Origin of the sequence: Proteiniphilum saccharofermentans (genome assembly GCF_900095135.1) — a bacterium.
Taxonomy (GTDB): Bacteria; Bacteroidota; Bacteroidia; order Bacteroidales; family Dysgonomonadaceae; genus Proteiniphilum; species Proteiniphilum saccharofermentans.
The window spans coordinates 4315708-4341952 of the sequence record NZ_LT605205.1 but is presented as its reverse complement, the minus strand read 5'-3'; the positions used below and the strand labels follow the sequence as shown (position 1 = coordinate 4341952).

At 44.3% G+C, this 26245-nt stretch carries 15 protein-coding genes; 7 read left to right on the top strand and 8 right to left on the bottom strand.

Annotation, left to right across the window (positions count from 1 at the left end; translation table 11 throughout):
- Window positions 1–20 precede the first annotated feature (20 nt).
- From PSM36_RS16875 to PSM36_RS16835, 8 genes are all read right to left on the bottom strand, one after another.
- Complete coding sequence (locus PSM36_RS16875) at window positions 21–689, bottom strand: bifunctional 4-hydroxy-2-oxoglutarate aldolase/2-dehydro-3-deoxy-phosphogluconate aldolase (RefSeq protein WP_076931894.1); 669 nt, start codon at window positions 687–689, stop codon at window positions 21–23.
- A gap of 193 nt (window positions 690–882) precedes the next feature.
- Entirely contained in the window at window positions 883–1920 is a 1038-nt protein-coding gene (locus tag PSM36_RS16870) for a sugar kinase (protein ID WP_076931893.1), read from the bottom strand.
- A 1-nt stretch (window position 1921) separates the two neighbouring features.
- A complete protein-coding gene (locus tag PSM36_RS16865; RefSeq protein ID WP_076931892.1) occupies window positions 1922–3061 on the bottom strand; it encodes a DUF4861 family protein in 1140 nt (379 codons plus the stop codon).
- A 167-nt stretch (window positions 3062–3228) separates the two neighbouring features.
- Window positions 3229–4020 (bottom strand): gluconate 5-dehydrogenase, encoded by a 792-nt coding sequence (locus PSM36_RS16860; protein ID WP_076931891.1) that lies wholly within the window; start codon window positions 4018–4020, stop codon window positions 3229–3231.
- A 70-nt stretch (window positions 4021–4090) separates the two neighbouring features.
- Window positions 4091–4933: a 5-dehydro-4-deoxy-D-glucuronate isomerase gene (kduI, locus tag PSM36_RS16855; protein ID WP_076931890.1), complete on the bottom strand. Its 843-nt coding sequence runs from the start codon at window positions 4931–4933 to the stop codon at window positions 4091–4093.
- Window positions 4934–5090: 157 nt separating this feature from the next.
- Window positions 5091–6458 (bottom strand): Gfo/Idh/MocA family oxidoreductase, encoded by a 1368-nt coding sequence (locus tag PSM36_RS16850; protein WP_076931889.1) that lies wholly within the window; start codon window positions 6456–6458, stop codon window positions 5091–5093.
- Between the two features lie 27 nt (window positions 6459–6485).
- Complete coding sequence (locus PSM36_RS17610) at window positions 6486–8885, bottom strand: DUF6807 family protein (protein ID WP_161947589.1); 2400 nt, start codon at window positions 8883–8885, stop codon at window positions 6486–6488.
- Window positions 8886–8896: 11 nt separating this feature from the next.
- Window positions 8897–10081 carry a glycoside hydrolase family 88/105 protein gene (locus PSM36_RS16835; protein ID WP_076931888.1) on the bottom strand — a complete coding sequence of 395 codons (1185 nt, stop codon included), beginning with the start codon at window positions 10079–10081 and terminating at the stop codon, window positions 8897–8899.
- A gap of 412 nt (window positions 10082–10493) precedes the next feature.
- Between PSM36_RS16835 and PSM36_RS16830 the strand changes: the two genes are divergently transcribed.
- The 7 genes from PSM36_RS16830 to PSM36_RS16790 all read left to right on the top strand — a co-directional run bounded on the left by PSM36_RS16830 (window position 10494) and on the right by PSM36_RS16790 (window position 26192).
- Window positions 10494–10727, top strand: a complete 234-nt coding sequence (locus tag PSM36_RS16830; RefSeq protein WP_076931887.1) for a hypothetical protein — start codon at window positions 10494–10496, stop codon at window positions 10725–10727.
- A gap of 328 nt (window positions 10728–11055) precedes the next feature.
- The gene (locus tag PSM36_RS16825; RefSeq protein ID WP_083711110.1) at window positions 11056–14190 is read left to right on the top strand and encodes a SusC/RagA family TonB-linked outer membrane protein; all 3135 of its coding nucleotides are present in this window, start codon (window positions 11056–11058) and stop codon (window positions 14188–14190) included.
- 5 nt (window positions 14191–14195) lie between these two features.
- A complete protein-coding gene (locus PSM36_RS16820) occupies window positions 14196–16010 on the top strand; it encodes a RagB/SusD family nutrient uptake outer membrane protein (RefSeq protein WP_076931886.1) in 1815 nt (604 codons plus the stop codon).
- Window positions 16011–16247: 237 nt separating this feature from the next.
- Window positions 16248–17921: a glycoside hydrolase family 28 protein gene (locus tag PSM36_RS16815; RefSeq protein WP_076931885.1), complete on the top strand. Its 1674-nt coding sequence runs from the start codon at window positions 16248–16250 to the stop codon at window positions 17919–17921.
- Window positions 17922–18064: 143 nt separating this feature from the next.
- Window positions 18065–19681 carry a glycoside hydrolase family 43 protein gene (locus PSM36_RS16810; RefSeq protein WP_076931884.1) on the top strand — a complete coding sequence of 539 codons (1617 nt, stop codon included), beginning with the start codon at window positions 18065–18067 and terminating at the stop codon, window positions 19679–19681.
- Between the two features lie 9 nt (window positions 19682–19690).
- On the top strand, window positions 19691–21559 hold the full coding sequence (locus tag PSM36_RS17790; protein ID WP_154671054.1) for a pectinesterase family protein: 1869 nt from the start codon (window positions 19691–19693) through the stop codon (window positions 21557–21559).
- A 202-nt stretch (window positions 21560–21761) separates the two neighbouring features.
- Window positions 21762–26192, top strand: a complete 4431-nt coding sequence (locus tag PSM36_RS16790; RefSeq protein WP_076931882.1) for a hybrid sensor histidine kinase/response regulator transcription factor — start codon at window positions 21762–21764, stop codon at window positions 26190–26192.
- Window positions 26193–26245 lie beyond the last annotated feature (53 nt).

Here is a 26245-nt window from a genome sequence, read left to right as displayed (position 1 = left end):
TGTTTATCAATATCTCTGTTTTACTGATATTTCTTGACAATTGACAAGCTCACCCTACATAATTCGGTGATTTTATGCCATTCTCCGTTCTTTAGCACCTCTTTTGGAAATAGATTGGAACCCATACCGACTGCTGTTACACCTGCACGAAACCATGCCGAGAGATTTTCTTCGGTAGGCTCTACCCCGCCTGTGACCATAATCCTGGACCAGGGCATAGGTCCTTTGATGTTTTTCACGAATGACGGCCCACCTACATTACCACCCGGAAATACTTTTACGATCTCGGCACCCAGCTCTTGGGCCAGACCAATCTCGGATACAGTGGCACAACCGGGTGAATAGGCTATCTGCCTGCGGTTACATACTTTAAATACTTCCGGATTCAGCAACGGGCCTACTACAAAGTTTGCCCCCAATTGAATATAGAGTGCCGCGGTAGGTGCATCTACTACGGATCCGATACCCAATATCATCTCCGGGCATTCTTTGTCTGCCCACTTCACCAGTTCGGCAAACACCTCATGCGCAAAATCACCCCTGTTGGTAAATTCGAACGCCCTGATACCTCCTTCATAGCATGCTTTCAACACTTTTTTTGCCACTTCGGTATCGGAATGGTAAAATACAGGTACAATACCCGTATCTACTATGGTCTGATAGACTTGTAGTCTTGTAAATTTAGCCATTTTTTTAATTTTAGATTTTGGATTTAGGATGTAAGATTTGACTACGTCGATTTCCAATTGAGATGTAGGATGTTGGATTTGAATATTGGGAATCGTGTCAGACTGATCCATTGGTAATTAGTAATTGGTAATTGGTAATTAAAATCACCTTCCCTCTGTTTCCGTTCCCCCCAATCTCCCGATCCCCCGGTCTTCAACGTACCACTCTTCCTGATCCGTCGCCTTTCATCAGTGTTTCCACTTCCTTTACGGTAACCAGGTTGAAATCGCCATAGATGGTATGCTTTAAGCAGGAAGCTGCTACGGCGAAGTCGAGCGCCTTTTGGTCGTCACCGGTATAAGTCAGTAATCCGTAAATGAGTCCTCCCATGAAAGAGTCGCCTCCACCCACTCTATCCACGATATGGGTAATATCATATCTTCTGGATTGATAGAGTTTATCTGAATAGAGGCATCCGCCCCAGGTATTGTGATTGGCATTGATAGAACCGCGCAACGTAATGATCACTTTCTTCGCACGCGGGAATTTCTGCATAAGCTGTTGGCAAACCGATTCGAATTCCGCTGCATCTACCTCTCCTGACGTATGCTCTACCTCGAACCCCTCCGGTTTGATGCCGAACACTTTCTCTGCATCTTCTTCATTCCCAAGGATAATATCGCATCCCTTTACCAGTTCAGGCATGATTTCGGATGCCTTTTTTCCGTATTTCCAGAGATTCTTCCGATAGTTGAGGTCACATGAAACGGTTACTCCCAGTTCATTGGCTGTCCGGATCGCTTCAAGGCAGGCATCGGCAGCTCCCTGTGAGAGTGCGGGAGTGATACCTGTCCAGTGGAACCATGATGCATCTTTGAGTATCTCTTTCCAGTTGAACATCCCTTTTTCCACTTCCGCGATGGAGGAATGGGCCCTGTCGTAGACTACTTTTGAGGGACGTGCCACGGCACCGGTCTCAAGGAAATAAATCCCTACCCGTTCTCCGCCGTGCAGGATATGCTGTGTTCCGACATTCATTTTCCTGAGGTCGGAGATACACCATGCTGCAATATCGTTTTCGGGCAGGCGGGTGACAAACTCCACGGGGATACCGTAGTTTGCCAGGGAAACAGCTACGTTGGCTTCGCCACCGCCAAAGGTGGCCGTAAGATGATCCGACTGGATGAATCTTTTATAATCAGGTGTGGCAAGACGCAACATGATCTCGCCGAAAGTTACCACTTTCTGCATTTTATTTTATCTGAATGGTTAAAGGTTGATCTATTTTTTCTTTCTCCAGTTTTACAAACTGGACCCAGGAATCAAAGCTGTCGAATCCGGCTTTGCTCCATCCTCCACCAGCGTAGTAGGTATAGGATGTGCCGGATTTATAATTGTTCAATCCCAGGTAATGTCCGTTTGCCACTTTGATATCAGTGAATCCGTTGGGGTGGATAGCAGCGGTATAAATGGTCCCGTTGACGTTATCGGCAGGGGTTTCGTAAGCAATAATGCCGGAGTTGTCGCCAAAGGTTATTTCCGGTTTACCTTTTTCCATTACAATTCCGGTAGCAACAGTCAGTCCATCGGCTTCTACCTCGAAAATATTGGTCACCTTGTTGAAGAGTTCATATGCATCCAGGGAGATGACGCGGGTTTCCGTTATTGTCTTGTCTCCTGCTTGGTAAGGATCGTAAGTGAGTTTAAAAGTAATACGAAGCGGTCCGTTATCGAGGATCTCTGCTGTTACGAAATTGTCGCCTAAGCATAATGTATCGTTATCAACAGGAGCAGTCATTCCAAGGCCAAGGGTCCTTCCTACCTTGTAAAAATCCAGTCCTTCCCCATGATCCTCATGGTATGAGGCCACACCTGCCAGATCGTCTTTATACCACTTGTCGATGATCAATGATCCCGTTTTCTTGGCCCAGAAGTCCATCCCATTACTGATTTCACCGGTTGCCTTTAGCGCTGGACCGTATACCCGAAATGCGGTACGGTTATTTTCCCATGTGAAGTCGTCTTTCCGTTCGGGTACCAGGCGTCCGTATACAAGAGGTGTAAATGTTTCTGGTTTGCCTACTGCAATCTGAAAAGAGGCTGTTTGTCCTGCCTGCAGGGAGACCGGGAAGATGAGAGTTTCCTTGTTTCCCGTTCCATTGGTTACAAGTTGATAGGGGAGTTGTTTCCCGTCGTCACCGTTTATGATGATCGTTTCCTCTGCAGAAAGCGATAGTTTTTGCTGTATCGTTTCCCAGGTGAGCTCTACCATCTCATTTTCTCTATCTATTGCTCCCGGGTTGCTTACCTCCACTGTCAACGCTTGTTTTGAGGGGCCACATCCGATAAAGATTGTTGCTGCCAGAATTAGCACGAAAAATTTTGTTTGCATTACCAACTATTTTGATTTGTTGATTTTTATTCGCTAAGAGATTGAATGAGATTGAGAAAGATTGAATGAGATTGAATGAGATTGATGGGAGATTGATGGGAGATTGAATGAGATTGCCCCAGTCTCCTTGCTTCCCCAGTCTCCAAACCACTTATCCACCTTCCTACTTATGGTTGTTTTCCGATATAAGCCAGAATACCCCCGTCAACGTACAGTATATGTCCGTTCACAAAATTAGATGCTTCCGAAGCAAGGAAGACGGCAGGCCCTGCCAGGTCTTCAGGTGTTCCCCACCGTGCTGCGGGTGTCTTGGCGATGATAAAGGAATCGAATGGATGGCGTGATCCATCGGGTTGTCTTTCCCTTAGGGGAGCGGTCTGCGGTGTGGCGATGTACCCCGGACCGATACCGTTGCACTGGATGTTATGTTCCCCGTACTCGGAACAGATATTTTTCGTCAACATCTTCAATCCGCCTTTTGCGGCCGCATAGGCAGAAACGGTTTCACGTCCCAGTTCGCTCATCATGGAGCAGATATTGATGATTTTTCCGTGCCCTTTTTTGATCATGTGGGGAATGACCGCCTTTGAAACGATAAACGGCCCGTTCAGGTCGATATCGATCACCTGGCGGAATTCGGCGGCGCTCATCTCGTGCATCGGTATACGTTTAATGATACCGGCATTATTCACCAGGATATCTATGACCCCAACTTCTTCCGTTACCCGGGCAATGAATTGGTTCACCGCTCCTTCATTTGTAACGTCACATACATAACCGTGGGCTTCTATCCCTTTCTCCTTATAAGCCGCAAGGCCCTTGTCCACTAAATCCTGATTGATATCGTTAAATACGATTTTTGCTCCTGCTTCTGCAAAAGCAGAGGCCATGGAAAACCCGATACCGTAAGATGCACCTGTTACCAGTGCTATTTTTCCTTCTAATGAAAAATTAACCATATTATTTCTTTCTTAATTTATAGTCCCGAGATTTTTCACATCATATCCGTGTAGTTCCGGGCTGTTATTTTTATCGTAGATCTGTTATTTTTGAAAAATCCTGATCGCCATAGTCGAGATTCTCGCCCGCCATACCCCAGATGAAAGTATAGTTGCTGGTGGCTGCACCGGAGTGGATCGACCATTCGGGAGAGAGTACCGCCTGGTCATTATGCATCCAGATATGACGTGTCTCGTCGGGTTCACCCATAAAATGGCATACCGCCTGGTCTTCGGGCACTTCAAAATAGAAGTAGGCCTCCATCCGGCGGGAGTGGATATGTGCCGGCATGGTATTCCATACGCTTCCGGGATCCAGTTCTGTCATCCCCATCTGCAACTGGCAGGTAGGTAGTACCTGGTTCACGATCATCTTATTGATATTCCTTCGGTTGGAGGTTTCCAACGCACCCATTTCAGCGACTACCGCATCGGCTTTGGTTACTTTCTTGTCGGGGTAGTTACGGTGGGCCGTAGCCGAATTGAAATAGAATTTTGCCGGTTTGGCTGCGTCGTCGCTCTCAAAATAAACCTCACGTTCACCGGAACCCAGATAGAGCGCCTCCTTATAATCGAGATCGAAAACAGTTTCTCCTACCTTTACTCTTCCCTTGCCACCTACATTAAAGATACCCAGTTCCCTGCGGCATAAAAAAATAGGTTGCTTCAGCGGGTCTATCGCTTCCAGGTGTAACGGTTCGTTTACCGGCATCGCTCCCCCTACAATCATACGGTCGTACATCGAATAAACCATATTCACTTCATCCGGAGCAAATATTTTTTCTATGAGAAAATCTCTTCGCAAACGCTGCGTGTCATAAGATTTTGCATCTTCGGGATGTGCTGCATAACGTAATTGATAATTTGTCTTCATATATGTTTGTTTTTTGATAATCTGTTGTTTGCGATGGAGAACACCCTCTACAATAGAGCCCGTGTACACGCACAAAGTTACTATTTATTCTAATTATATCAAAAAAATCATCACTTTGATGAATAAAATAAAATATCAGTTTTCTGAAAATACACTTCTATGCCTTTTTCTCCATGGGCTGGATGGATGTAAGATCTTTGATCATCACCGGCTCTTTCGAGGCGATACTTTTTCTGGCAGCGATTCCCACCAGGCAGGCCAGTGCTCCGTCTCTCACTCCTGCAGCCTGTTTTAGCGGATCGGACGTTCCGGGGATGAATATCTGATCCTGTAGCAGTTTGTCACCACCCCCATGTCCTACTCCCTGCGGTATGTGGATATACTCCCTTCTTTGGAAATTCTTGTAGACAACGATCTCATCGTAATTTCCATCCGTCGTGGGGTTTGACTCCTGTATCCATGCATCCATTCTTCCTTTGGTTCCATTAAAGGCAATTCTGTATCCTTCGTAAGGAGAATAGGTGGTCAGTGAGTAAGATACCTGTACACCGTTTTTGTATTTGATGGTGGCCGCCATCTTATCGAAGATATTGACATCGTTTCTAAAGACGCATCCGTCGCGGTGGTAACCGTCGTACTTTTCATTCTCGACATAGAGTTCCATCATTCTCTTGTGTTGGGTTATATCGAAAAAGAAGTTACATTCTTTGGTGTGGGAGCATTTCCTGCAGTTCTCCGCCCTGTATGGTCCGTTTTTTCCATAGAATTCTAAATCGCCCAGCGCATATACGCTTTCGGGATCACTTTCAATCCACCAGTTGAGCAGGTCGAAATGGTGGCTGGCCTTATGAACCCACAGTGAACCCCCTTTTTCCACCAGCCGGTGCCATCTTCTGAAGTAATCGGCGCCGTGGGAGGTGTCGAGGTACCAATGGAAATCAACCGATGTGAGTTCTCCGATCTCACCCGAACGGAGGACTTCCCACATTTTTGCGCGATGGGGTGAGTAGCGGTAGTTGAAGGTGACCCTGCACTCTTTGCCTGTCCTCTTTTCTGCGTCGATGATCTTCTGAATTTTTTTTTCGTCGATGGCCATCGGCTTTTCGCAGATGATGTTTGCCCCCATTTCCATCCCCTTCTCGATAAAATAGTCGTGTGTATTATCGTCGGTAGTTACGATAAGTACGTCGGGTTTGGTTTCACGCATCATCAGTTCAAAATCAGTAAAACCGGGGCAATCCGCTCCAACCAGCCGTTTTCCCGTTTCCAGCCTTCCCGGGTTATGGTCGCATAGCCCTACAAATTCCACATAATCTGAATAATTCCTGATGACACTACTTCCCCACATACCTGTACCCCTGCTGCCGAGTCCGACGAGTGCGACCTTCGACTTTCCACTCTGTTGCATGTTGGTCACATTTGCTGCAAAAATGTTCGATTTGGGATCCATGATAGTTGTTCCGGCGATAGCTCCGGAAACTGCCAGAAATTTTCTTCTCGACATTGAATGCTCTTTGTTATTCATTTTATTACAATTTAAAGGGTGAATAATTTATTGTTTGTTGAAACGATACATTAGATTATTGATTTCCTCGTCGCTCAAATCGCCACCTATCACCAGTTTGTGTCTGAAAGAGATAGACTCTCCCGATTCTAATCGGATTTCGATTGGATCGGCACTCTTGTCCATTCCGTCACCGCCCAGGTTGTTCATCGAAAATAATCCGTACCCGCGTGCATGTGGCCATCCCGGATAATTGGGGTTTTGCTCGTGATCTAAAATAACGAGGGTAATGATCTCTCCCTCTTTTTGGGCACGCAATGCAACCCAGGGTGTTCTTTTACCCCATACTTCGGCTTCGCCGGTTAATCCCTCACGGTTCCGGTACACACCATTGACACCCTCATTATATATAAACGGTTCTTCAGCCAGTTTCGTTGACACATCCAATCTTTTTACCGGCTTATCCTCAGGAGTCTCAAACGCCCTGTCTACCCGTAAGCCGAAAAATCCCTCCTTATTGCTCCTGAATGTAACTTCCTGCTCGGCCGTCAACTGCGATGTTCTTTCGATAAACCGGTACTCGTTGCCAACTCCGCTGAAGATATAGGTTGTCTTCTCTGAGAGCAGCTTTTCTTCCTGGTAGTCGACCCATGACGAGAGGGTTGTCAGTTTACCCTTTTGGGAATTTAATTCTATGATGGAGTCGAGCCTGATGGAGCCATATTCTTTTTTTCTTTCCGGTGCAATGGCAGATGAATTATTCCAAAAGTCGAGTCCGTTCACATTGCCGAAGTTAAACCATAATCCCACATGATGGGGGTGGTCAACCCTCTCATAAGGTCTCGGATCCAGGGGATACCCTCTTGTAATAAATTTTCCTGACGGTGTGAGAATGGGATAAAGACACGGTTTCTTAAGTGTCTCTGGATAAATAAATGAGGTGAAAAAGAGATTATTGATGAAAACATCTATTTTTTCACCGGTTCTATCCTCCTTGAATTCTACCTCCGCTTTCTCATTTTCACTCCGCGTACAAAAAGGGAATACCTTTGAATTTCCACCCATCAGATGGTTGACCAGGCTGTTGAGATATATCTCGAGATAGGTATATCCACTACTGTGTAGTTCATTGGACTTTTTTCCGGGATAATTTTTCTCGAGCCATCCGTCAGGAATACCGTCATTGTCAGAATCGGTATAGCTGTTGTAAGTCTTATATTCAGGCCATCCACCCACATCGGTATGGCTGTCGATCAGCCCGTGGGTGCTTCCTGCCGACCCTTCGAATGAGTAGGAGCGGTTTTTTACGTTATCCACATACCGTAGATCATGCACATCCCTTACCAGAGCACATCCTCCATATTCCAGCACTTTTTCATAGGCTTCTTCCGCCTTGTCCGTAGTGACCGGTAAGAATGAAAATTCTTCCCTGGCTATAATATCTTTCAACGTGACATCCGGGGCAAACTTTGTGAATGTACTACCCATTTCAATTCCCATGCTGTTGTCTGCAGTTATTTCCGGGCTCCCGTCCAGATAGTTGCCTGTGAGAAAAAAACGACCATAGGTGCCGGCCGGTTGTTTGTTTTCACCATTGTCCGCATCCGGATTTATAAGGCGTTTTTTGGAACGGTTATTGGAAGCAGGCCCATATTTATAATAGTTATTGATAACATTATAACTGCCCCCTTCGGCCGCGTAAATATTGTTCGAACCCCAGTTGTAGATCACATTATTCCTGAAATCCACCCTTTCCTGATCAGATTGGTTGGAATAACGGCTGCCGCAGAAACGCGGATTCCGGCTATCGTTGTGTGCAAAGAGATTGTGGTGAAAAGAAGCGTTGTGACCTCCCCAAATACCTCCGTAGCCATGTTTGCCTTTTCCATGTACAGAGTTTTTCAGGCTTTCGGTGATGAAACACCACTGCATAGTGAAGTTTTTATTATCGTAGAAAGAGGATAACTCGTCGATAGCCCAGCTCATGCTGCAGTGGTCTATGATGATATTCTCGTTTCTGTATCCCGAAAGGGCATCCACAGCCCGTTTCGTTTCATCACCGAGGCGGAAGCGGAGAAAACGGATGATCACATTATCAGCGCTGACGATTGTTTCATAGTCGCTGATACAGATACCGTCGCCGGGAGCAGACTGGCCGGCAATGGTGAGATAGCCGTTATTGATTCTCAGGGGGCTTTTCAGGCGAATCTGCCCGGATACTTGAAAAAGAATAGTCCGTGTACCTTTCTGTGCAACAGCCCACCGTAATGTGCCAGGCTCGTTAGAATCTTCCAGGGAGGTGACGTACAATACCTTGCCTCCTCTGCCGCCGATAGTGTATTTACCGGCACCTTCTGCACCGGGGAAGGCAGGAACCTGTGCTGATACTCCGGCTGAAATAAGCAGAAGCATCAGCACTAGTGTGATTGTGGATGATTGTAAGTTCATCGTTGAATTTTTTACCTGTCCAGCAGTATGCTTGTCATGATAAACGGGCCTACTGCTTTGGGATCGTCATCTCTTACCGGCTCTGAAATATAGTATTCGAAACTGCCGTCGCGGTACACCTTCTCTCCGCCTAATCCGGCCACAGAGCATACGCTGGTGACGGAAATGGTGCCATTGCTGTTCTCACGGATAAATTGTTTCAGGAACTGGTTGTAAGCGGTTGCACCTTTTTCGGCAAATTCCTTCGGCAAATGACCTTTTTGAGCCCCTTTCACCCATGTATAGATAAACATGATGGAACCGGAAGACTCCGGATAGTTCCCTTCTCTGTCGGGCAGGTTTGTTACCTGATACCACATACCGGTTTCGGGATCGCGATATTGATCAATCGTAGAAGATAGTTTGTTCAGTTTATCAATAATATCATTTCTTTTCGGATGATTTTCCGGCATAAAATCAAGTACATCTACCAACGCCATCATGTACCACCCGATACTCCTCGACCAGAAGTTAGGCGATTTTCCCGTTACGGGATCGGCCCAACGCTGTTCACGGCTTTCATCCCATCCGTGGTACAACAGTCCGGTCTCTTCGTCGATCAGGTCTTCCCAGGCAGTGGTTAGCTGCAGTGCTACCTCATCAAATAGGGCTGGTTCGTTAAATGTTTGTCCGTATTCGGCAAGAAAGGGACATGCCATATACAATCCGTCCAGCCATACCTGGTGTGGGTAAATCTGTTTATGCCAATAACCTCCGTTGGAAATGCGCGGATGTGTTTCCATCTGGCTTCTGAGCAATTGCAACGCTTTCAGATACTTGGCATTTCCTGTTCTTTTATACACAGGGAATAATATTTTCCCGGGGTTGATGTGATCGATATTGTATCGCTCCAGGTTATATGTCTTGATGGTACCGTCTTCATTGACCATGGTGTCTGCATAATTTTCGACATAGTTAAAATATTTTTCGTCGCTGGTCTTTTCCCATACCTGGAGGATAGACTGTAATTCCAGGCCGTGTGTATAGTTCCATTTGATGGTTTTCACAAAGTCAATCATCCAGCTTTCCGGATTCCTTTGCATTTCCGAGTCGGCCATTCTCACATAGTAGGGATCGGCCGGTGTTTCTTTCCCGCCGTTACAATTTATCATGAAAATGGGAATAAGCATTAAAAGCAGTACTGACGTTTTCTTCATACTTATTTTTATTTTTAATCGATTAAATTAATTCGTCCTTGTTTTTCGATTTAGTGAATCGACAGTTTAGATCTACAGTTTGCAATATTACTATTTATTTATAAATGAATGATGGTATAAATTGGTTTTATAGGGTGGACAGATTGTTTTATCGATTACAGATTAATAAAAAATCTGTAGCTTTGCCGGCATAAACAAGCTTATATTTATTTATAGATTGTTGGGTTATTGATATGAAGTGTTAAATAATACTGATTATCGGGCTTTTATAATGTTTTTTCGAAACGTAATTCACGTAAGATAATTATTCAATATAATATATTTAAAACAATCAAATGAAAGAACTCAACAAAACAACTGTGCAGAAACCCGTATACCGGTAAGAATCCTTCAATTTGGTGAAGGAAACTTCTTGAGGGCCTTTGTGGACTGGATGATCAACAAGGCCAATGATGAGGGGATTATGAATCATGGCATTGCTGTGGTGCAGCCTATTCCTGAGGGAGAGACCATCAAAAGACTGTTTGAAGAGCAGGATTGTATGTACCATGTGTATCTCGAAGGAATTAAAAATAAACAGGCAGTGAAAGAAGTTTCGTTGGTACGTTGTATTGATAGTATCGTGAACCCCTATTGCTATCTTTAAGACAGATGTTACGCTGTGATACGATCTGAATACCTGATAAATCAAAATACCACCCTTTAAAAAACAATCTGTCGCCCTCTGTCTTGTGGTTTATTATTTAATTTGCCATAAGTTAAAAAAGTAAATATGATATTTATGAAATGTAATATCTCTTAATCTGATGCGGAGAGTTAGATTAACAGAATAGTAGGGTCGGGTAAAAGTTTACGCTCTTCCAAGTGATGATCCGGCGAGATTGAAAATCGTACAAAACGATATTGTTGATAAGATGAATTATTGTTAGAGAGTTAATACTATTGATAAATTGATTTACTAAACGTGAATAAACATGAACAAGAAAAATGAATTTAAGATGAGGCTGAGATTTTCAGTCGGATTGCTACTGCTGTTTTTTTGTTCCCTGAGTGTTTTTGCTCAGGATAGAACAATCAGTGGTGTAGTGAGAGATACACAGGGCGAACCTATTATTGGTGCCAATGTGATGGTAAAGGGTACCGGTATCGGTTCAGCTACTGATATCAACGGAAATTACACACTCTCCGTGCCGGGCCCGGCCGATGTACTGCAGGTATCTTACATCGGTATGAAGGATATTGAAGTACCTGTTACCGGTAGTGTTGTGAATATTACAATGGAAGAAGATGTTGCCAGCCTCGAAGAAGTGGTGGTTGTAGGGTATGGTACAATGAAAAAGAGTGACCTGACGGGTTCCATCAGTTCTGTTTCCTCTGACAGGATTACTTCGATAGGAACAAGTTCTGTAATGGGCGCTTTACAAGGAGCTTCAGCCGGTGTGGATATTATTACCAATTCTACCAGACCGGGAGCTTCGTTCAACATTCAGATTCGTGGACAAAACTCATTACAGGGAGGCAACCCGTTGTATGTCGTCGACGGGGTTATAGTGGGAGATATCGACTTTCTTAATCCCTCGGATATAGAAAAGATCGATGTGCTTAAAGATGCTTCATCTACAGCGATTTATGGTTCGCGTGGCTCCAACGGTGTGGTCATTGTCCAGACAAAAGGCAGTGCTGCGCAGGTTACCAGAACTACCGTTTCCTACGACGGATATTATGGAGTAAGGAATATTGCCAGGATTCCCGACTTTATGGATGGAAGGGAATGGATAGATTTTCGTACTTCAAGGTATTATACATGGGACGGCACCAATAATAAATATATTCTTACCGCCTCAGATAGAAATGCTGTTACACAGAACTCCAAGATAGTCAACACAGCCCTTTATAATGAAGATTATACCGATTGGCTTTCTTTAGGGACCAAGAGCGGATCGCAGCAGAACCATTATTTAAATATAATGGGAATGGGAGGAAATATCACCTATAATATAGGTATGGGATTTCAAAATGAAGTCGGAAACTTCCTCCTGGAACAGATGGATAAGTACTCCCTTAACGGATCTATAAACCATGAGATAAATGATAAATTTTCTGCCGGTGCCAATTTCATCCTTTCACATCAAATAGTGAATACCGGTTCCCAGTATGGTTACAGGGATTTGTTACGCTTGCCCAATGTGTTGAAAGCCTATGATGATGAAGGGAAATTGATCGAACAACCGGGAATTGCAGCAGAGATACAGGGAGACGGTAATTTTACCTCATCGGCCAACCCGCTCATCGAGATTGAGTCAGGTTCTAATGAGACCCGTCGTTTTGATGTGCTGGCAAGTACATTTCTGGAGTTCAGGCCAATAAAGGACCTCTCGTTCAGAACCACTCTTTCACCCCGTTTCAACCGCACCCGGATTGGTTACTACAGGGAAGCCAATGCTAATCGTACAAGAAACCAGGCTGCCAATGACAACAGGGAATATTTTGACTGGACATGGGACAATGTGGTGAATTATCAAAAGAGTTTTGCCGGCTTGCATAATTTGAATCTTACACTGATCAGTTCTATGTATAAAACTCAGTATGAGAGGCTCAACGTGTATGCCGAAGATTTCCCCTACAACTCGGAATGGTATAATATCTTTAACGGTACGGTGCAGTATGGAAACAGTAACAGTTCCTACTCACAAACCTCTTTGCTGTCGTATGCCGCCAGGGCAAATTATGATTTTGCAGGTAAATACATGTTGACAGGTACAGTTCGCTATGATGGAAGTTCAAAGCTGGCGAACAAGTGGGCGGCATTCCCGTCGGTGGCTGCGGCCTGGAGGATTTCTGAGGAGTCGTTCCTGCAACAGCAAAGCTGGTTAGACAACCTGAAACTGCGTTTGAGTTATGGATTTTCAGGGAATAATAACGGGGTTTCGGCGTATGGTACGCAGGCAGCTCCTAATACAGGCAATACTGTTTATTATGATTTCAACGGGAATATTGTTTCCGGTTTTGGTACCGGAGCGCCGGTGAATACAAACCTGACCTGGGAAAAGACCAGAGAACTTAACTTTGGGATCGACTTTGCTTTTTTTAATAGCAGGGTTAACGGGACTATCGACTTGTATGATAAACTGTCAGACGGATTACTAATGAACAGAACGCTCACGATTGAGTCAGGAGTATCGAGCATGGTGGATAACATAGGTTCTGTAAATAACAGAGGTTTTGAAGTTACCTTGAATACCCTCAACGTAAAGACAAAAGATTGGGACTGGAGAACCACACTTGTTTTTGCAATGAATAAAAATGCTATCCGGAGCTTATACGGTAGAAAGGAAGATGTGGTCAATGAAGCCCGATTTATTGGTAAACCGATCAATGTGATATACGATTATTTGGTAGATGGTGTATACAGTCATGCTGAATGGAGTGCGATGAGCGCACAGCAGCGTACCGATATGGGAGCTCTCCAACCCGGTTATGCCAGGGCGATAGATACCAATGGCGATGGTAAAATGACAACCGAAGACAGGATTATTCTGGGACAGGTTGATCCGAAATGGACCGGTAGTATCAACTCAAGCCTGACTTACAAGAACTTCGATTTCGGATTTAATATATATACCCGACAGGGAGTCTTTCTTGACGATAATTTTCTGGCTGAGTTCAGTCCTGCAGGTAATAATCAACGGGGACGCCCCAAAGTGAATATGGATTATTATATTCCGGGCGATGTACCCCGTTTCGATTGGAGTATGCCATTCACCATCGATGAGAACGGCCAGGCATGGGCGCCATGGGGAACTTCCACTGAAACGCCGAATGCCAAATACCCCATAAACGGGTTTACAGGTAATTTTTATGGTGGCAACGGAAGATACCAGGATGCTTCATTCGTGAAAGTAAGAAATATTACGCTGGGTTACTCACTCCCCGCAAGTCTGCTTCACAGATCCGGTATTTCATATGCCCGTGTTTATGTGAACGTGTTGAATCCTTTTACTTTTACCGATTATATAGGTTGGGATCCGGAATATGCAACGACCTCTCTCCAAAACGGGAACGGGCCTTCCACTATCACATATCAAGTAGGTATTAATTTAAAATTCTAATCAAAATGAAACCAATAATTTATTCAATTATCTTAGTAATCTCATTCTATAGCTGTAGCGGATTCCTTGATGAAGATAATAAAGCGGGTATTTCAAATACTGATTTATACTCAACGGCAGAGGGATACCAAACGCTGAGAGTGAATGTGTACAGCAGCCTGAGAAATATTTACAGGGAAGCACCGTTGGTTTTATTGGCCGGTACCGACCTTTACCAAATGCCGAGAGGTATGACGGAGAACGGAATTTATGACTATGTGCGTTTATATGATACCAATGGCGATGTAAGCAGTTTCTATTCGAATTGTTATAATGTTTTGCAACAGGTAAATACTGCCGAACATTATCTCTCTATAGCCGATATCAGCGAAGCCGATAAAAATCTGTATCAGGCAGAATATGATTTCCTTAAGGGATTTCTGCATTTTCTATTAATTGAACAGTTTGGAGGTATCGTGGTCAATGATGAATATACACAATCCCCCCGGATGGATATGCCGAGAATGTCTTTAGAGGCTTCCTACGATTATGTGATTGGTAAGCTGGAAAGTTCCCTGGCCGGTCCTCTGCCTCAAACGAAAACAGACGGACAGATATGCAAAGATGCTGTCAATCATTATCTGGCAAAAGTTTATCTGACCCGTGGATGGGATTTAAAGAACCAGAGTGACTTTACGAAAGCAAAAGAATATGCATCAAGTGTGATCTCGAGCAGAGGAGGATTGAAATACAGCATGGAAGAACTGTGGAGCCCTTCGAATGAGAATAACGAAGAATTTATCTTTTCCATACAATACGATGCTGAATCCATAACAAGTACCACTAACGGTAACAACCAGGAGTCCGTATTTGGTCCTTATCTGGGGGGTAACGAAAGAGGTCACAAATACATGGCTGGCAGCCTATATCCCAGTTGGGCCTTAAATTCATGGTTTGGCAAGAATGATGCACGTTATGAAGCCACTTTCATGTTATCAATCTGGGAATATTACTATGACTACTATCAGGGTAAAAATATTCCCGGGGTAAATGCTATTACCGCTATTTACCCGCGTGCCTGGGACAGATCGGCAGAGATGTTCGAAGATTATATCCAGCTGACCAATGGCGTATCGAATGGCCAGTTTAACGATGTGACCATGACAGATAACAACAATAATCTGATCCCCGGTGCGAAGGAATTCTTACAGAAATGGTGCCCCGAGTATGCGAACGTGCCTCCTGTGAATGCATTGAACCCGAACGGGGGTAATTATTTGAGGATATATCCCTTTTTCGAACATTTTCCAACCCAAAAAGAGAATGAGACCTACTGGCGTTCAGGATTCAATAATGACTTTAGTCAGCCGGGGATTAAGAAGTTCGATATGGACCGGTTAGTGGTCTTTAGTCAGACTCAGAGCTACAGGGATATTGTACTTGCTTCCCTCTCCGAAACAATGTTATTATATGCTGAAGCGTGCATCGGCGAAGAAAATTATTCGGAAGCACAAACATATATCAACAGCGTGCTTGCCCGTCCGGGTAATTCCAAAGATGGTACTCCTTTAACCGTTCAGTTGCCTACTTCGCAGAAAGGTGCGTTGGAAGCGTACCTGAAAGAGTCCGGAAAAGAACTGGCCGGCCAGTATTCCGGACGTTGGCCCGAACTGCGACGTACAGGCATGCTGAAAGATATGTTCTATACCTACAACTATGACTATCTTTCCGGCAACCTGGGATCAGATCCTATCGGTGAGAAACTTTACAGACCGATTCCCCAGTCGGCTATTGATATCAATGAAGGTTTGAGTTCCGAAGATCAGAATCCAGGATATTAATAGTGTCTCTTTAGAGTAACTTTCCACAAAAAAATCTACTTGCCTATTTGTTGAATGGGCAAGTAGATTTTTTTAATTTCTGACCTTAGCATTAACACCGATATTTCAGTGATAAGTCAATCTGTCTGCCTTATAAAACCAATTTATACTCTACTTTATTACTCAATAAATTATAGTTTTGTGAATATAGAACTAAAGAGTCTTTTTGATTACTAATTATTAACTCAGATAGATATTATGCAGAAAATTAATTTCCTTGTATTGTTTGCACTTCTGTTGACATATGGCTGCAATGCACAGCAGTCACAAAACTACAAATATGCCTACCTATACGAGGATCTTCCTTTTGAAATGCCTTACGTGCATGTACCGGTATTTCCCGATAATCAGGTGAATGTAGCCGATTTCGGTGGAAATCCCAATGGTATAGCGCTGAATACCGAAGCGTTTGAGAAAGCGATGGAGGCACTTTCACAAAAAGGCGGAGGTACGCTGGTCGTCCCTAAAGGAGTCTGGTTTTCCGGTCCTATTGTCTTTCGATCCAATATAAATATGCATTTGGAAAAAGGGGCTTTGATCCTTTTCTCGCCCGATTTCGATCTTTACCCCCTGGTAGAAACCATATTCGAAGGATTGGATACACGCCGTTGCCAGTCGCCTATTTCAGGAAGGAACTTAGAGAATATCGCTATTACGGGCCAGGGTTCCATCAACGGATACGGCGAAGCATGGCGCCCGCTGAAAAAAGAAAAAGTAACCGAAAGGCAGTGGAAACAGGTGGTTACCTCCGGAGGTTTTGTGCATAACGGAAATTATTGGTTCCCAACCGAAGGGTCGTTGAAAGGGTACCTGATGAGCGATATGAATGTGCCGCGCCAGGATATGACTGAAGAACAATGGCTTGAGATAAAGGATTTTCTGCGTCCGGTGATGGTCAGTTTTATTGAATGTAAAAATGTCTACCTTCAGGGCGTGCTGTTTGAGAATTCCCCGGCATGGAATATTCACCCGTTGATGTGCGAAAATGTGATCATCGATGGTGTATATGTGAAAAATCCCAACTATTCCCAAAATGGAGACGGCATTGACCTGGAGTCATGCATCAATTCAATTATTGTGAATAGCATATTCGATGTGGGGGATGATGCTATTTGTATCAAATCGGGGAAGGACGAAGATGGTCGCCGTCGCGCCCGTCCCACTGAAAACCTGATCGTGGACAATTGTAAAGTATTCCATGGACATGGCGGTTTTATCGTCGGCAGTGAAATGTCGGGAGGAGTAAAAAATATCTCTGTGAAAAATTGCCAGTTCCTCGGTACTGATGTCGGGCTCAGGTTCAAGAGTACCCGTGGACGGGGTGGTGTTGTGGAGAATATATACATCTCAGATATATATATGTATAACATCGTAACCGAGTCGTTTTTGTTCGACCTTTATTACGGCGGTAAATCGGCATCCGAATCGTTGGCTGATGGCGATACAACACCTACCGGTGGACAGGCTTTCCCGGTCAACGAAGAAACTCCCGTATTCAGGAATATTTATGTGAAAAATCTCGTGTCGAGGAATGCCCGCAGGGCGATGTTCTTCAACGGGCTTCCCGAGATGAATATAGAGAACATCAATCTTGAAAATGCATTTATTACCGCACGTTACGGCGCTGAGTTTTCAGAATCAAAAGACATCACTTTCAAGGATGTGACAGTAATTCCGGAAGAGGGGTCTGCCTACTTATTCAACAATGTGAAGAATTTCAGAAGTGAGAATCTCGTTTTTGAACTCAATGAATCGGGTAAGGTAGCCCGGATAACCGGTAGCAAGAACGCCGGCATATATCTCTCCGGTCTGCCGGAAAACCGGATTGAAATAGCATCTGAAGTGGATAAATCGGAGATAAAATATCAGTAATTACCCTATTTGGATCGTTTACTCAATTGAATGCTTGCGATAAGCGAGTACAGATGAAAAACTTGTTTTTACTATGTCGGGCGCAGCAAACATCTACTTTTGCAAAGTAAATTTGAATAATAATTAAACAACAACTGAAAATAATGAGAAATAGTGCTTTGGTATTTATTCTGTGCTGTTTGGTGATGTCATCATACGGTCAGCAGGATATATCGAAATCCTGGGTAGCCGATTTAGGGGATGGAACCTATAACAATCCCATTCTGTTTGCCGATTATTCTGATCCCGACGTATGTCGTGTCGGAGATGATTATTATATGACCGCATCGAGTTTTAATGCTGTTCCGGGGCTACCCATACTGCATTCGAAGGATATGGTGAACTGGAAAATCATAGGCCATGCCATAGACCGGTTGAAACCGGATTCCGTTTTTTCCCTTCCTCAGCATGGGAATGGGGTGTGGGCACCGTCGATCCGTCACCATAACGGTGAGTTTTATATCTATTATGGTGATCCCGATTACGGAATTTATATGCTTAAGACGAAAAATCCTGCGGGTCCGTGGAGTGATCCGGTATTGGTAAAGGCCGGAAAAGGATTGATCGACTCATGCCCGCTGTGGGACGATGACGGGAACGCTTATCTGGTATATGCCTATGCAGGAAGCCGGGCAGGGATAAAGAGTGTACTCTCTATTGCGGAGATGAACAGCGAAGGAACCAAGGCTGTTTCTCCCGGCAGGATCATTTATGATGGACATGAAAATGATCCTACTGTGGAAGGGCCTAAATTCCATAAACGGAATGGTTATTATTATATTTTTGCTCCTGCGGGCGGTGTCGCGACCGGCTGGCAGATTGTATTGCGTTCAAAGAATGTATTTGGCCCGTATGAGCGTAAGGTGGTCATGGCACAAGGAAATACCGATGTCAACGGCCCACATCAGGGTGCCTGGGTAGATACGCCTCTGGGGGAAGATTGGTTCTACCATTTTCAGGATGCCGGTGCGGTCGGGCGTATTGTCCATTTGCAACCCATGGTCTGGAAAAATGACTGGCCGGTCATCGGGATCGATAGAGATAACAAGGGTTGGGGAGAGCCCGTTGGCACTTATCGTAAGCCGCGTGTGGGCGGAAACCATCCAATCGTAACACCTGCCGAGAGCGATCAATTCGACTCAGGCATGTTGGGATTGCAATGGCAATGGCATGCCAATCCTATGGACTGGTGGCATTTCGCAGATGCCGGTACCGGGACGTTGCAGTTGTATTCCGTTCCTGTACCCGATGATTATGTCAGTCTCTGGGATATTCCTAACCTGTTGTTGCAAAAATTCCCTTCGAACCGGTTTACAGCCACCGCCAGGGTAACGTTCCGTCCGTCGGTCTCGATCAGCGGTGAGAGATTCGGCTTTGTAGTGATGGGGATGGATTATGCTCTGTTGTCCTTCGAGAAAACGGAACAAGGATTTGTCCTTTCCCAGAATGAATGCTTAAAGGCCGATAGAGGAGGTAAGGAAACGGTGAACGAACAGGTGTCGTTGAATGATTCTACCCTGTTTTTCAGGGTTAGTGTGACGCCCGACGCACTGTGCCTGTTTAGCTACAGTACTGATGGCAGATCCTTCCATGCGCTCGGGAAACCGTTCACTGCGAAAGAAGGCAAATGGATAGGGGCAAAAATGGGATTTGTCTGTTCGCGTCCTGTAAAGAATAACGATGGCGGAAGAGCCATTATCGATTGGTTTGAGGTAGAGTAATAGAAGTATATGAAGATAATCCGGATACTGTTTTTCGTTGTTTTCAGCACTTTGCCCCTCACTGCTCAGACAGTAGTGATAAACGGGCTGCCACGTGACACGGGCTACACCCTTCAAAGTTCGTATCAAAAAGAGGTGAAACGGTTTCCCTTTATCCGGATAGCGGAGGCAAAGAGTACCCACGAAATGGTTGTCTATCCGGATATCATTTACAAGACTATCCGGGATACGAAATATGGCGACCGGGAATTGCGGTTGTCGGTGTATCGCCCTGCAGATGAGCATAATTATCCGGTAGTACTGATGATTCATGGTGGTGGATGGAACTCCGGTTCTCCCGATATGCAGGAGGCATTGGCTATACATCTGTCACAAAAAGGATTTGCAACGGTTACGGTAGAATACCGACTTTCGCCGGAGCAGCTCTATCCCGCTGCTGTGGATGATCTGAACGATGCCGTTTCATGGATAAGCCGCAATGCCGAAGAGTATGGTTTCGATGCCGGTAAAATTGCGGTATCGGGATGTTCTGCCGGAGGACAACTGGCAGCGCTGATAGGTACAAAGAACAGGGATAATCTTATCAAAGCCATCATTAATATCGATGGTATCTCTACATTTATTGAAAAAGAAACCGTCGTCAGGGCGGAAAAGGTAAAAAGCGAAGGAAATAAGGTGCCGGCAGATGCATTATGGTTAAACGGGACATACAGCGAAAAACCGGAAGCCTGGAAAGATGCTTCGGCACTCTATTGGGTAGGCAGCCATTCCGCACCGGTCTGTTTTATCAATAGTTCCATCCCCCGGTTCCACAACGGGCGTGATGAGCATATTCGCCGTCTGGACAGCCTTGGCATCTATTCCGAGAAACATACTTTCGAAGATACGCCCCACACATTCTGGCTTTTTCACCCGTGGCATCTCTCTACTGTCAACCTGATGGCCAACTTTTTGTGGAAGCTCTTTGACGAACCGGCTGTCATCTACAGGTCCGATTATGATATCGTTGTAGCCCGGGATGGGACAGGTGACTTCAGGACGGTACAGGAGGCGGTCAATGCCGTTCCTGATTTCCGGAAACGGCCTACCCGCATTTTTATCCGCAATGGCATCTATCGCGAAAAGATCATTATTCCCGATACGAAGCAGGATCTTACCCTTGTTGGAGAGAACAGGTACAGAACCATTCTGTCGTATAATAACTATGCATCGAAGAAGAGTCCTTTCGGCGATGAAATAGGCACGTCGGGTTCGGCAAGCGTGTATGTTTGTCCCGATCTCTTCAGGGCGGAAAATATAACATTCGAAAATGCCGCGGGACCCGTCGGACAGGCAGTAGCGATTATCGTCCGAAGTGACCGGGCACGTTTTCACAATTGCCGATTTCTCGGTTTTCAGGATACGCTTTATACACATAAAGCGTTCAGCCGTCAGTACTATTCCAATTGTTACATAGAGGGGACGGTTGACTTTATTTTCGGTGCTTCTACAGCCTGGTTCGAAGAGTGTGAAATTGTATGTAAGGGGAACGGATATGTGACAGCTGCCTCCACACCGCAAAATGCTCCTTTTGGATATGTTTTCCATAAATGCAGGGTAACCGGAGAGCAGGCAAATTCATTCTATCTCGGTCGTCCGTGGCGGCCTTATGCCCATGTGGCTTTTATAGAATGTGAACTTGGCAATGTCATTAAACCCGAAGGGTGGAATAACTGGAATAACGAGGAGAATGAATCCACAGCCCGTTTTGTGGAATATGGCAATCGCGGGGAAGGTGCTCCTACGGGGGCACGGGTAAAGTGGTCACATCAACTCACAGATACAAAAACTCAAAATTATTCCAAGGAAAAAGTGTTAGGTTCCGATTTTTGGGAGTAAGGTGTCTATACTTTAACGAGTTTTTAACCCATCCTAACATGGGTTTGCTATTATTTTCGCTACATTTGAAGAATATAAGATGCGCCTCGGAAAACTTAAGCAAGTTTAGTTTTTCTCTCGGCTTTCACTATTTTGGAGAATATAAGATGCGTCTCGGAAAATTGAATCAGTTGTTGTTAATCCTTGTGATTCTGGCAATAGAATGAAAACAAAGTTGAAAATAGTATTCCTCTTTTTATCAATATTCCTTCTCGGTACAGGAACCGTCATGTCCCAACCCCCTGCCTACTTCGTGCATTACGGCTCTGAGGACGGACTTCCCCAACATACCGTCACTGATATCCTGCAGGATTGTAAAGGTTTTATGTGGTTCAGTACCTGGGATGGATTGAGTAAATTTGACGGTTACACATTTACCACATACCATTTACCATCGGGTCAATTCGAATCGCGAAGCAGCAGGGTCGACAGATTGTATGAAGATAAATACAACAATATATGGGTTCTCTCTTATGATAACCGGGCATACCGGTTTAATGTAGATACGGAATCTTTTATGGGGACAAACTCCATAGAAGCCTATAAAGATAAAAACTATTACGTATCCCAGATTATTCCTACCGAAAGCGGAAAGGTCTGGCTTTTATCGGAAAAAGAAGGATGTATTTCAATCATGGATTCCCTGTTCAATGCAGAGGTATATAGTATCCGGGATCGTAATCTCAGCGGAGATTTTGTGCATACCATCTATGAAGATATGCACCAGAACTCGTGGATCCTCACCGATAAAGGATTGACCTGTCTACCTGCAGATGGTGCCGGCTCCCTCTTTTATTTCCATTCATTGTCCGATGGCAGCTTGAAAGAGGAGACTCCCTTTTTCAGTGTAATGGAATTCGGCGATGAACTCTGGTTCGGTTCAAGAGAAGGAGTTGTATGGGTATATGACCAAAAACGGGGTACATTTGAGGAACTTCCCACCGAACTGACATCCGATATTATTTCCATACAGGAGCTCTCTTCCGAGAAGATCCTTATCCTCTCCAACCACAGCGGCTTTGTTATATACACTACTCACGACGGCAGAATGGATGTGTACAATAGCAGAACTTTTCCGGCAATGCAATTCGATGAAATAATGACAGCCTATGTCGATAGTTCAAAAAATATCTGGTTGGAGACCGATAGGCTGGGTGTTTCAAAATTCAATCCCTATACCGGAAAATATTTTCATTACACACCTTATGTGGAAAGCGCTGTTTCCTCTGTTTTCCTGCCTAATTTTTTTATCTTCGAAGACAGGGAAAACCGTTTATGGGTTCATCCCAGAGGAGGGGGATTCTCCCTGTATGACAAAACGGAAGAGAAGCTTATCCCCTTCTATAATGAACCCTCTTCTCCCCGATCTCTGTTTTCCAATATGTTGCATTCTGCCTATTCCGACAGGCAGGGCAATTTGTGGATGTGCACCCGCTCACCCGGCTTGGAGAAAGTGATCTTCTATGATGATTCCAGCTTCAAAGCCTTATCAATCAGTGATAACGATAATTCGACAATCAGTAACGAAGTCCGTCCCATCTTTGAAGACTCTTACGGGAATATCTGGGCAGCCACGAAAGATGGTAAGATACATGTCTATGATGCCGGATTGAATGAGAAAGGTATTCTCACGCAACAGGGAGAAATTGGGAGAGGTACGCCCCTGAACGGAATAGCTTATTGTATTACTGAAGACTCGGAGCAAAATATATGGATTGGCACAAAAGGGGAGGGTGTCTATAAGCTTATCCGCAGAAATGGAGGGAACAGTTTTGAAGTACACCATTTCTGTAATGATCCTTCCGACAGATACTCATTGAACAGCAATGATGTATATTCCATCTTCGAAGATAAAAACAAAAATATATGGATAGGCACTTACGGGGGAGGGCTTAATCTGATCCTCTCTTCCGGTGAAGGGCGGGTTATCAACCATCTCAACGATCTTACCCGGTTTCCCTTCAACCATGCTGACCGGGTAAGGATCATATCGGAAGACAAACATGGAAATATCTGCGTGGGTACTACATTCGGGTTTATCATGTTCGATGCCGATTTTAAAAGGCCTCAGGATATAGATTTTAAAATATATACGAGAAATAACAGCGATTCGAACAGTATCGGAGCCAATGATATCATGGATATCTGTACTACACAATCGGGCGAGACTTTTATCGGGACTTTCGGCGGTGGGATTACCCGGATTGATAGTACGGACCACAAAGGATTTCCGGTCGCTTTTGAAATCTATAGCACCATCGACGGATTGCCTTCAGACATCATCTTGTCCATTCAGGAAGATAACAATGGCAATTTATGGATCGGCAGTGAAGGCGGGCTCACTAAATTTAACAGGGATAAGCAAACATTTGAAAATTTCAGCGAGATCAAGCGCTTAATGAAGCGATCCAATTTCTCCGAAAATTCAAGGTGGCGCTTACAGGATGGAAGAATGATCTTCGGTTCTCTTAATGGAATGGTGGTGTTTGATCCCCGGGAAGTGAAAAACAATACTTTCAATCCCTATCTTGCGTTAGTACAATTCAAGCTGTTCAACCGGAATGTTCCGGTTTCCCCTGACGGGCTTCTCAAACAAAATATCGACGAGTCGGATAATCTTGTCCTTAAACATAACCAGAATTTTATCAGTATTGATTTCGCTGCATTGGACTATACTGATCCTGAAAATATACTCTATATGTACAAAATGGAAGGATTCGACAAAGAGTGGATCTTTTCCGGCAATCAACGGACTGCCAATTACACTAACCTCTCGCGGGGAAAATACCTGTTCCGTGTGAAGTCGACCAACAGTGACGGGGTATGGGCCGACAACGAGAGGATGCTCTCCATTGAGGTATTACCCCCGTTTTGGGCCACCGGATGGGCTTATCTTATTTACACTTTGGTGATAATCCTGCTTTTATATGTCACGTTCAAAATACTCTACACATTTTATAAAATGCGGAACAAGATCGTGCTGGAGAAGCAGGAGTCGGAGATCAAAACACGCTTCTTTACCAATATTTCGCACGAGATACGCACTCCGTTGACAATGATCGTCTCCCCTATCGAAAACCTGTTACAAAGTAAAACCACACCGCAACCGGTAAAAGATCAACTTTCGCTTGTGTCGAAAAACACCAATAGGTTGCTGAAAATGGTGAACCAGATCCTCGACTTCCAAAAGATGGAACAATCGCCGCTAAAGGTGAGCAAAGTGGAAATAGCCTCTTTTGTGGAAAATATATATGGCAATTATATCAAAAATGCAGAGATAAAAGGAATCGATTATAGTTTCGAAAACAGAGCCGGTATTCAAACGGTATGGATTGATACGGAGGCAGTGGAAAAGATTATTGTCAACCTGCTTTCCAATGCTTTTAAATATACTCCTTCCGGAAGAACCATCCGGGTATCTGTATACAATGAAAACAGTGAGGTCGCCATACGGATAAAAGATACGGGGATCGGTATTTCGAAAGATAAACAGGAGCGGCTGTTCAGAAGATTTGAGTCCTTTAATGAAGATCCAAGTAAACCCAGTACCGGGATAGGGTTGTCTATCGTGAAAGAGATGGCCGATAAACACCGGGCCAGGATAGTAGTGGAGAGTGATGAGCAGAAGGGGAGCACTTTTACCATTTTGTTTAAAACAGGCACTTCCCATTTTGGAGCCGATGTGATCATTGACGAGACTTCCGGTTCCATGTTGTCAGACGAAACCAAAGGTTTGCAGGTAGTTGCTGATGAATTCACGCAAGTCCACGAAGAGATCAGTGATACCCCCTGCGTACTGCTCGTGGAAGATGATGAGGATCTCCGGCAATTTATCCGGTCCATCCTCGAAGATGAATACGAAGTACATGAAGCCTCGAATGGAAAAGAGGGTTTTGAAAAAGCATTGGAGCTTATCCCTGATTTTATTGTAAGTGATATTATGATGCCTGAAATTAATGGTATCGAGTTCCTGGGGAATATACGGAAAAATGTCCTGACAAGCCATGTGCTCTTCCTGCTCCTAACAGCAAAAACTACATTGGACAGTAAACTGGATGGATTTGAACATGGTGCAGATGAGTACATTACCAAGCCTTTCAGCGTCTCTTATTTCAAAGTGAGGGTGAAAAACCTGTTGCAACGGAGATACGAGTTACAGAAATATTACAGGAACAGGGCCAATGTAACATCCCAAATTCCGTTAAGGAAAGAAAACGTCGCCAATACGCCTGTCAATGAGAAAGATATTGACTTTATCCGATCTGTCAACTCTTTTATTGAGAAACATTTGGGTGACAATGATTTTGTAATAGAAGATATGGCTGTGGAAATGGGTATGAGCCGTACGGTATTCTTTAAGAAACTAAAAGGGCTTACAGGGTTGGCACCTATCGAATATGTACGGGACTTTTTGATGCAACATGCGGCAGAACTTCTCCAAAACGGGGACTATACCATAAAGGAGGTTGCCTACAAAGTTGGTATGAATGACGCCAAATATTTCACCAAATGCTTTAAAAAGAAATTTAATATGACACCCAGCGAATACAAAAAGTCATATATGCTAAATGACATTTTTAAAAAAGATATGTAGACTTTTGCTTAGGTCGAACTAACGTAAAGAGGATGCTCCTCATAAAGAAGAGC